This is a genomic window from Rhizobacter sp., from assembly GCF_031412075.1.
Taxonomy (GTDB): Bacteria; Pseudomonadota; Gammaproteobacteria; order Burkholderiales; family Burkholderiaceae_C; genus Rhizobacter.
On the sequence record NZ_JANOCG010000126.1, the window covers coordinates 1 to 8,968 of the forward strand.

General features: G+C 61.7%; 9 protein-coding genes and 1 pseudogene. All 10 read left to right on the forward strand.

Going from position 1 to position 8,968, the window contains the following annotated elements; genetic code table 11:
• Positions 1-190 (forward strand): annotated as a pseudogene (locus tag RMO40_RS04510) (class I SAM-dependent methyltransferase); the annotation flags it as partial.
• 184 nt (positions 191-374) lie between these two features.
• The gene (gene thrS, locus RMO40_RS04515; protein ID WP_309716900.1) at positions 375-2,294 is read left to right on the forward strand and encodes a threonine--tRNA ligase; all 1,920 of its coding nucleotides are present in this window, start codon (positions 375-377) and stop codon (positions 2,292-2,294) included.
• A 114-nt stretch (positions 2,295-2,408) separates the two neighbouring features.
• Positions 2,409-2,927, forward strand: a complete 519-nt coding sequence (gene infC / locus RMO40_RS04520) for a translation initiation factor IF-3 (protein WP_309716902.1) — start codon at positions 2,409-2,411, stop codon at positions 2,925-2,927.
• Positions 2,928-3,060: 133 nt separating this feature from the next.
• A complete protein-coding gene (rpmI, locus tag RMO40_RS04525) occupies positions 3,061-3,264 on the forward strand; it encodes a 50S ribosomal protein L35 (protein ID WP_309716905.1) in 204 nt (67 codons plus the stop codon).
• 37 nt (positions 3,265-3,301) lie between these two features.
• A complete protein-coding gene (rplT, locus tag RMO40_RS04530) occupies positions 3,302-3,658 on the forward strand; it encodes a 50S ribosomal protein L20 (RefSeq protein ID WP_309716908.1) in 357 nt (118 codons plus the stop codon).
• 145 nt (positions 3,659-3,803) lie between these two features.
• Positions 3,804-4,847 carry a phenylalanine--tRNA ligase subunit alpha gene (pheS, locus tag RMO40_RS04535; protein WP_309716911.1) on the forward strand — a complete coding sequence of 348 codons (1,044 nt, stop codon included), beginning with the start codon at positions 3,804-3,806 and terminating at the stop codon, positions 4,845-4,847.
• 27 nt (positions 4,848-4,874) lie between these two features.
• Positions 4,875-7,292, forward strand: a complete 2,418-nt coding sequence (gene pheT / locus RMO40_RS04540) for a phenylalanine--tRNA ligase subunit beta (RefSeq protein ID WP_309716914.1) — start codon at positions 4,875-4,877, stop codon at positions 7,290-7,292.
• Positions 7,293-7,307: 15 nt separating this feature from the next.
• Entirely contained in the window at positions 7,308-7,679 is a 372-nt protein-coding gene (locus RMO40_RS04545; RefSeq protein ID WP_309716917.1) for an integration host factor subunit alpha, read from the forward strand.
• 30 nt (positions 7,680-7,709) lie between these two features.
• Positions 7,710-8,189, forward strand: coding sequence for a DUF2726 domain-containing protein (locus RMO40_RS04550; RefSeq protein ID WP_309716920.1), 480 nt, complete (start codon positions 7,710-7,712; stop codon positions 8,187-8,189).
• A gap of 247 nt (positions 8,190-8,436) precedes the next feature.
• Entirely contained in the window at positions 8,437-8,889 is a 453-nt protein-coding gene (locus RMO40_RS04555; protein WP_309716923.1) for a MerR family transcriptional regulator, read from the forward strand.
• The last annotated feature ends 79 nt before the right edge of the window (positions 8,890-8,968 follow it).

The window sequence follows — 8,968 nt, forward strand, 5'->3', positions numbered from 1 at the left end:
CGTGCCGCTTGTGGCGCGTTTTGTATCGAAGGCACCGGCCACACCGATGCTGTGGCGCTATTACTGGGACACCATTGCCACCTGCATCGCACCGCCGCAGGTGCTGGGCGCCTTGGCCGCAGCGGGTCTGCACGATGCGAAGCGCCATGTCGAGCTTGGCATCTTCTCCGAGTACACCGCGCGGGGCTGAGCCTGTTCTACAATTCAGGCCTTCCTAACGAGCAAGAGCGAGAAGGGCACCACGGTTATGACACCGCGAACTACTACCAGGCAGGTACAGCTCTAGTCGGCCGCGGCTCCGTCACGTCTTTTCTCGTCATCTTTCAAAAGCGCGGCTCACCCCCGCGCTTTTTTGTTTCTGGAGTTTCCTCATCATGATTTCAGTTCAGTTGCCCGATGGTTCCAAGCGCCAGTTCGAAGGCCCGGTCACGGTGGCCGAAGTGGCCGCGTCGATCGGTACCGGCCTGGCCAAGGCCGCACTGGCCGGCCGCGTGGGGCGGGGCGCCGACGCCAAGGTCGTTGACACCAGCTATCGCATCGAGCAAGACACGCCTTTGGCCATCATCACGGACAAGGACGCCGCTGGACTCGACGTCATTCGCCACTCCACGGCGCACTTGCTGGCCTACGCGGTGAAGGAGCTGTTCCCCGAAGCGCAGGTGACCATCGGCCCGGTGATCGAGAACGGCTTCTTCTACGACTTTTCGTACAAGCGCCCCTTCACGCCCGAAGACCTGGTGGCCATCGAAGCCAAGATGAGCGAGCTGGCCAAGAAGGACGAGCGTGTCGAGCGCCGTGTGTTGCCGCGCGACGAGGCCGTGGCGTATTTCAAGGGCCTGGGCGAGCACTACAAGGCCGAGATCATTGCCAGCATCCCGGCGAATGAAGACGTGTCGCTGTACCGCGAAGGCCAATTCGAAGACCTGTGCCGCGGCCCGCACGTTCCCAGCACCGGCAAGCTCAAGCACTTCAAGCTGATGAAGGTGGCCGGCGCGTATTGGCGCGGTGACCACCGCAACGAGATGCTGCAACGCATCTACGGCACGGCCTGGGCGACGAAAGAAGATCTTGCCCGGTACCTGCACATGCTCGAAGAAGCCGAGAAGCGCGACCACCGCAAGCTTGGCCGCGAGCTTGATCTTTTCCACATGGAAGAGACGGCGCCAGGCTTGGTGTTCTGGCACCCGAAGGGCTGGGCCGTGTGGCAACAGGTCGAGCAGTACATGCGCGCCATCTACCGCGACAACGGCTATCAAGAGGTCAAGGGCCCGCAAATCCTCGACAAGCATCTGTGGGAAAAAACGGGCCACTGGGACAACTACCGCGACAACATGTTCACGACCGAATCGGAGAAGCGCGAGTACGCGCTGAAGCCGATGAACTGCCCGGGGCACGTGCTGATCTTCAAGTCGGCCCTGCGCAGCTACCGCGAACTGCCGCTGCGCTACGGCGAGTTCGGCCAGTGCCATCGCAACGAGCCCAGCGGTGCACTGCACGGGATCATGCGCGTGCGAGGGTTCACGCAAGACGACGGCCACATCTTCTGTACCGAGGACCACATCCTCGAGGAGTGCGTGGCCTACACGACACTGCTGCAGAAGGTCTACAAGGACTTCGGCTTCACCGACATCATCTACAAGGTCGCCACTCGCCCCGAGAAGCGCGTTGGTTCCGATGCCCTGTGGGACAAGGCCGAGCATGCCGTGATGGAAGCGTTGCGCATCTCAGGCTGTGAGTTCATCGTCTCACCGGGCGATGGCGCTTTCTATGGGCCGAAGATCGAATACACCCTGAAGGACGCTTTGGGCCGCCAGTGGCAGTGCGGCACGATGCAGGTCGACTTCAACACGGCCGAGCGGCTGGGTGGTGAGTACGTCACCGAAACGAGCGCCAAGGCGTACCCGGTCATGTTGCACCGAGCCATCGTCGGTAGCCTGGAGCGTTTCATCGGCATCCTGATCGAGCAGCACGCTGGCGCGCTGCCGGCGTGGCTGGCTCCAGTGCAGGCGGTGGTGATGAATATCACCGACGACCAGGCTGCTTACGCCCAGGAAGTAGCGAAAACGCTTCAAAAACAAGGGCTTAGAGTGGAATGCGATTTGCGCAACGAGAAAATTACCCGTAAAATCCGCGAGCATTCTATGCAAAAGGTTCCGTTCCTCCTGGTCGTTGGCGACAAGGAGAAGGCAAACGGGGCCGTTGCCGTGCGCGCTCGTGGCAACCAAGACCTCGGAGTGATGCCCCTCGCAGACTTCCAATCGAAGATCGCGAGCGACATTGCTGATCGTGTTTGACGAGAGGGGGTCTGACAGCTGGGCGCGCGTTTGATTGTTTTTGGATTCTTATGCCTTGGAGTCCGCTGAAGGAATTGAACTATCGCTACTTTTGCTGACCGCCGTACTCCCAATGTGGAGCGCAAGCACCGCCTCAACCGCGAGATCATGGCGCCGGAAGTCCGGCTCAATGGCGTAGAGAACGAACCGCTGGGTATCGTCTCCACGCAAGAAGCCTTGCGAATGGCGGGTGAACTGGACGTTGACTTGGTCGAGATCGCAGCCCAGGCCGACCCGCCTGTGTGCCGCCTGATGGACTACGGCAAGTTCAAGTACCAGGAGCAAAAGCGCGCCGCGGAAGCGAAGTCGAAGCAGAAGGTCATCGAAATCAAGGAAGTCAAATTCCGCCCGGGCACGGACGAAGGCGACTACCAGATCAAGATGCGCAACCTGCGCCGGTTCATTGAAGAAGACGGTGACAAGGGCAAGGTCACGCTGCGCTACCGCGGCCGCGAGATCACCCACCAGGACATCGGCATGCGCCTGTTGGAGCGCATCCGCGACGACCTCGCAGATTGCGCGGTGGTCGAGAACATGCCCAAGCTCGAAGGGCGCCAGATGATCATGGTGCTGGGCCCGAAGAAGCGCAGCTGAGATTGAAGAGTGTGATGTAAAGGATTCAGCGCCCTGGTTTGGTCGCCAGGGTGTTGCAAGAAGCCTCTGCAGGCTCACAAGACCGCAAGTTGTTTTGCGGGCGCCTGCAGGAGCAATTTAAAAGGAGCAGTTCATGCCCAAAATGAAGACCAAGAGCAGCGCCAAAAAGCGCTTTCGCGTGCGTCCTGGTGGCACCGTCAAACGCGGTCAAGCGTTCAAGCGCCACATCCTGACGAAGAAGTCGACGAAGACCAAGCGCCACCTGCGTGGCTCTACCTCCGTTCACAAGACAGACATGGGCGGCATCGCCAAGATGTTGCCCTTCGCTGGTCTTTGACCGGCTGTCTCAGTACTACTTCAGATAAGGAAAAGACATGCCTCGCGTTAAACGTGGTGTAACCGCACGTGCTCGTCACAAGAAAGTTCTCGCACTCGCCAAGGGTTACCGTGGCCGCCGCAAGAACGTATTCCGCATCGCCAAACAAGCGGTCATGCGCGCTGGGCAATATGCCTATCGCGATCGCCGCACGAAGAAGCGTGTGTTCCGTCAGCTCTGGATTGCGCGTATCAACGCGGCGAGCCGGGGTATGGGTGTCACCTATAGCAAATTCATGGCAGGTCTGAAGAAGGCCAACATCGACATCGACCGCAAGGTTCTTGCCGACATGGCCGTGAATGATCCTGCCGCTGTTGGCAGCATCGTCGAGAAGGTGAAGGCCCAGCTCGCTTGAATGCCGTGAACAGCGCCGGGCGGTGTGCAAGCACCACCGGCGTCACAGCAAGACCTCGGTTGGCTCCGGCCCGCTGAGGCAAGCTCTCCAAGGCCGACTTCGTGTGCGGCCTTTTTTGTTGTCGTGAAAACAGATCACTGAACCGATGAACGACCTCGATCAACTGGTGCAATCCGCGCAAGCCGACTTCTTGCAGGCTGGTGCACCCGCCGATCTGGAGAACGCCAAGGCGCGTTACCTGGGCAAGGCCGGTCGTGTGACCGAGCTGTTGAAGGCTTTGGGCGCGTTGCCGCCCGAAGAGAAAAAATCGCGCGGCGCCGAGATCAACGCGGCCAAGCAGCAGGTCGAAGCCGCGCTCAACGCGCGCCGCCAGGCGCTGGCCGATGCCGAGCTTGCCACGCAGCTCAAGGCCGAATCGCTCGATGTGACGCTGCCCGGGCGCAAGCGCGGCGAGGGTGGTTTGCACCCGGTGTCGCGCACCATGGAGCGCATCGAGGCCATCTTCGGCTCCATGGGTTTTGACGTGGCCGACGGCCCCGAGATCGAAACCGACTGGTACAGCTTCACCGCATTGAACAACCCCGAGAACCACCCGGCGCGTTCAATGCAAGACACCTTCTACGTCGACATGAAAGACGCCGAAGGCCGCTGGCTCAATTTGCGTCCGCACACCTCGCCGATGCAGGTGCGCCATGCGCGTGCCCATGCAGCCAAGTACGCCGGTCAGGCCGACATGCCCGAGATCCGCGTCATCGCGCCCGGCCGCACCTATCGCGTGGACAGCGATGCCACCCACTCTCCGATGTTCCACCAGTGCGAAGGCCTGTGGATCGGCGAGAACGTGAGCTTCAAGGACTTGAGGGCGGTCTTCACCGACTTCTTCCGCAACTTTTTCGAGACCGACGATTTGCAGCTGCGCTTTCGGCCGTCGTTCTTCCCCTTCACCGAACCTTCCGCCGAGGTCGACATTGCCTTCTCCAGCGGCCCGCTGAAGGGGCGCTGGCTGGAGGTGGCCGGCTCGGGCCAGGTGCACCCAAACGTGGTGCGCAACTTTGGGCTCGACCCGGAGCGCTACATCGGTTTCGCCTTCGGCATGGGCCCGGACCGGCTGACGATGCTGCGCTACGGCGTGAACGATTTGCGCCTGTACTTCGAAGGCGACCTGCGCTTCCTGTCTCAGTTCAAATGAAGCAGTTCAAGTAAGGCAGAACAAGAGATGCAATTCCCTGAGTCCTGGTTGCGCGAGTTCTGCAACCCACCCATTTCCACGGCGCAGTTGGCCGACACGCTGACCATGGCCGGCATGGAGGTCGAAGAGCTGCGCCCGGTCGCGCCGCCGTTCAGCCAGGTCGTGGTGGCCGAGGTGCTGGAGGTGACACGCCACCCCGATGCTGATCGCCTGAACGTGTGCCGCGTCAATGCGGGCGGCGGCAACGTGCTCAACATCGTGTGCGGTGCGCCCAATGTGCGAGTTGGTATCAAGGTGCCGTGCGCGCTCATCGGTGCCCAACTGCCGCCGGCCGAGGAGGGCGGTGCGCCCTTCCTGATCAAGCTCAGCAAGCTGCGCGGTGTCGAGAGCCAGGGCATGTTGTGCTCGGCGCGTGAGCTCAAGCTGTCTGAGGATCAGGCCGGCTTGTTGGTCCTGGCGGATGACGCGCCGGTGGGCGCCTCGATTCGCGATCACCTGCGCCTCGATGACACGCTGTTCACGCTGAAGCTCACGCCGAATCTGGGCCACTGCCTGAGCGTCTATGGCATTGCTCGAGAAGTCTCGGCCTTGACGGGCTCGCCGCTGCTGCAAACGAGCTTCCCGGCCGCACGCACTGTGCATGCCGACAAATTGCCGGTGAAGGTACAAGCGCCTGACCTGTGCGGTCGTTTTTCGGGTCGCATCATCCGAAACGTCAACACCAAGGCCACCACGCCGGCGTGGATGGTGGATCGGCTCTCACGTTGCGGGCAGCGCTCGGTCACGGCGTTGGTCGACATCTCGAACTACGTGATGTTCGAGTACGGCCGGCCGTCGCACATCTTCGATCTCGACAAGATTCACGGCGGCCTCACGGTGCGTTGGGGCCGTGCCGGCGAGACGCTCAAGCTACTCAATGGCAACACCATCGAGCTTGATGCAACGGTCGGTGTGATCGCCGACGACCAGGCGGTCGAATCACTGGCCGGCATCATGGGAGGCGACGCCACCGCGGTGTCGGACGATACCCGCCACGTGTATGTCGAGGCTGCGTTCTGGTGGCCCGAGTCGGTGGCTGGCCGTGCTCGCCGATACGGTTTCAGCACCGATGCAAGCCATCGTTTTGAGCGCGGTGTCGACGCGGCCTTGACGGTCGAACACATCGAGCGCATCACCCAACTGATCCTCGACATCTGCGGTGGTGAGCCCTCGGTCATGGACGACCGACTCGTCAAACTACCCGAGGCCAAACCCGTCAGCCTGCGTGTGGCGCGTGCCGCCAAGGTGATTGGCATGCCGGTCACACAAGCGCAGTGCGTGGGTGTGTTGCAGCGTCTGGGCTTGCCGGTGTCGGAGGCTGCGGGTGTGTTGACTGTCACGCCACCGAGCTGGCGTTTCGACCTGCAGATCGAAGAAGATCTGATCGAAGAAGTGATTCGTGTGCTGGGGTACCACACGCTGCCTGAGACGCCGCCGCTTGCGCCCGTCACGGCACGGGTGAGCAAGGAGTCGAGTCGCAGCCTGCATACGCTGCGGCACCAACTCGCCGGCCTGGACTATCAGGAGACGATCAATTTCAGCTTCGTCGAAGAGCGTTGGGAGCGTGAACTGGCGGGCAACGAGCAACCGATTCGTGTGCTCAACCCCATCGCCAGCCCCTTGTCAGTGATGCGCTCCAGCCTCATCGGCAGCCTGGTGTCGGTGCTACGTTTCAACCTCGCCCGCAAGGCCACGCGCGTGCGCGTGTTCGAGGTGGGCCGTGTGTTCAAGCGCGATGCCAGCGCCCAAGAGGGTGACTTTTCGGTGGCCGGTATTTCTCAGCCCATGCGCGTGGCCGGCCTGGCCCATGGCAGCGCTGACGATGTGCAGTGGGCGGCGAAGGAGCGCGCCGTTGATTTCTTCGACGTTAAGGGTGACGTCGAAGCGCTGCTTGCCCCTCGCCAGGCACGCTTCGTCCCGGCCGAACATCCGGCGCTGCACCCGGGCCGATCGGCTCGCATTGAAGTTGACGGGCGCGCGATCGGTTTTGTCGGCGAGCTGCACCCGCGTTGGCGCCAAGGCTACGAGTTGCCGGTGGCGCCGATCGTCTTCGAGCTCGAAGCCGATGCCTTGCAGCAGTGCGACGTGCCGGTGTTCCAGCCCATTCCCCGCCAGCAGTCGGCATGGCGCGACATCGCGGTGATTGCGAGTGAGCAGGTCACGCATGAAGCGCTGATCGACACGGTCAAATCGGCCGAGGCCAGCCTGATCCGCTCGGTGAAACTGTTCGACGTTTACAAGCCCGCCGTGACCCCGGCCGACATGGCGCCGGGCGAGCGCAGCCTGGCGCTGCGTCTGGAAGTGCTCGACGACACCGCCACCCTGACCGATGAACGCATCGAAGCCGTCAAGGCTGACGTGCTCAAGGCGCTGCAGTCGCGCCTGGGCGTGCGACTGCGTGGTTGAAACCAAAGCCCCCGAATGACCACCACCCCACCCGACAAACCGCCTGAGCGCGTGATGCTGCTGCCGACGCTCGAGACGCCGACGCTGACCAAGGCGGAACTGGCGGAGTTGCTCTTCGAGCGCCTGGGCCTCAACAAGCGTGAGTCGAAAGACATGGTCGAGGCCTTCTTCGACATCATCCACAGCACCTTGGTGACCGGAGACGACGTCAAGATGTCGGGCTTCGGCAACTTCAACATCCGCCGCAAGGCGCCTCGCCCGGGGCGCAACCCCCGCACTGGCGAAGCCATCCCCATCAAGGCGCGCAACGTGGTCACGTTTCATGCGAGCCACAAACTCAAGGGCGTGGTGCAGGGGGACATTCCGGCGGGTGACGATTTCGAGTAGCGTCGCCGCTCGTACAAAACCGGAGAGGAAATGACCGTCATTGTGATTACTGTCGTGGTCTTGCTGGCCATCGTTGCCATCGCGTTCCTGATGCGAGGCAAGACCCGAACGGCAGGCGACAGAGACAAGATCTGGCGGCGGCGCTTGCTGTCGAAGAACGAGCAGCCGATGTATTTCAAGCTGCGTGAGGCCTTTCCCGACCAGGTCGTGCTGGCTCAAGTGGCATTTTCTTCGCTGGTCAACAGCCGCAGCAAAAGCACGCAAAGTACATTCGATCGCAAGGTCGCTGATTTTTTGCTTTGCACGCCGGCGTTCGAGGTGCTGGCCGTCATTGAGCTGGATGATCCGAACCACAAAGCAGATGCTGAAGCCGATTCGGCAAGCGACGCGATGCTGATGGAAGCTGGCTACCAGGTGCTCCGCTTCGATCGCGTGCCAGACGCGAAAGAGCTCAAGGCCGCTGTCGGGGCCTTGCCCGTCCCGCGCCCGGTTCAAACGGCTGCCGACTGACTTCTCTCTGCGCCTGGGGTTTTCCCTCGGGGTGCGGCCACTGGGAAGTTCCAAAACAGCTTAGCGACGGAGGCTCTGCCAATGGCCGTGCCGGAAGTCACGCACCGTGACGCCGGCGCACGGGCGAAAGAAAATCGCGGTGTGGTCGGCCCCCGCAGATCGGCGGGAACAAATCGCGAAAGCGCGTCACTGGCCGGCGAGCAGTTCGAGTAAAGTCTAGCTTTCTCTCCCGATCTTATTGATTTACATGGAGAAAGCGCTTCCCGCCATCCCTGCCAAACGCTACTTCACCATTGGGGAAGTGAGCGATTTGTGCGGCGTGAAGCCGTACGTGCTGCGCTATTGGGAGCAGGAGTTCACGCAGCTCAAACCCATGAAACGACGCGGTAACCGCCGCTACTACCAGCACCACGAGGTGCTGTTGATTCGCCGGATACGCGAACTGCTGTACGAGCAGGGCTTCACCATCAGTGGGGCGCGCAATCGTCTGACCGATCTGGTTCACTCCCGTGCCGATGCAGCGGGGCTCAATGACAAGGAGCCCGATACGGCCGACTTGGTCGAGGCCGACGAGATGGTGGCTAATGGCGCCGCTGACCAGACAGAAGAGGTTCCCGTGCCCGAGGTGATCACCACCGAGGTGTCGATGATCCAGATGCGGCAGGAGCTCATCTCCATTCGCGGATTGCTGGTGGTGTGAGGCGGAAGGCCGGTTGTTTCAGGCTATACTGCGCGGCTTACGTCGGGGTGTAGCGCAGCCTGGTAGCGCACTTGCATGG

Coding starts and splice junctions, on each gene's coding strand:
- thrS (WP_309716900.1), top strand. CDS start 375: ATGATTTCAGTTCAGTTGCCCGATGGTTCCAAGCGCCAGTTCGAAGGC.
- rpmI (WP_309716905.1), top strand. CDS start 3,061: ATGCCCAAAATGAAGACCAAGAGCAGCGCCAAAAAGCGCTTTCGCGTG.
- rplT (WP_309716908.1), top strand. CDS start 3,302: ATGCCTCGCGTTAAACGTGGTGTAACCGCACGTGCTCGTCACAAGAAA.
- pheS (WP_309716911.1), top strand. CDS start 3,804: ATGAACGACCTCGATCAACTGGTGCAATCCGCGCAAGCCGACTTCTTG.
- pheT (WP_309716914.1), top strand. CDS start 4,875: ATGCAATTCCCTGAGTCCTGGTTGCGCGAGTTCTGCAACCCACCCATT.
- RMO40_RS04545 (WP_309716917.1), top strand. CDS start 7,308: ATGACCACCACCCCACCCGACAAACCGCCTGAGCGCGTGATGCTGCTG.
- RMO40_RS04550 (WP_309716920.1), top strand. CDS start 7,710: ATGACCGTCATTGTGATTACTGTCGTGGTCTTGCTGGCCATCGTTGCC.
- RMO40_RS04555 (WP_309716923.1), top strand. CDS start 8,437: ATGGAGAAAGCGCTTCCCGCCATCCCTGCCAAACGCTACTTCACCATT.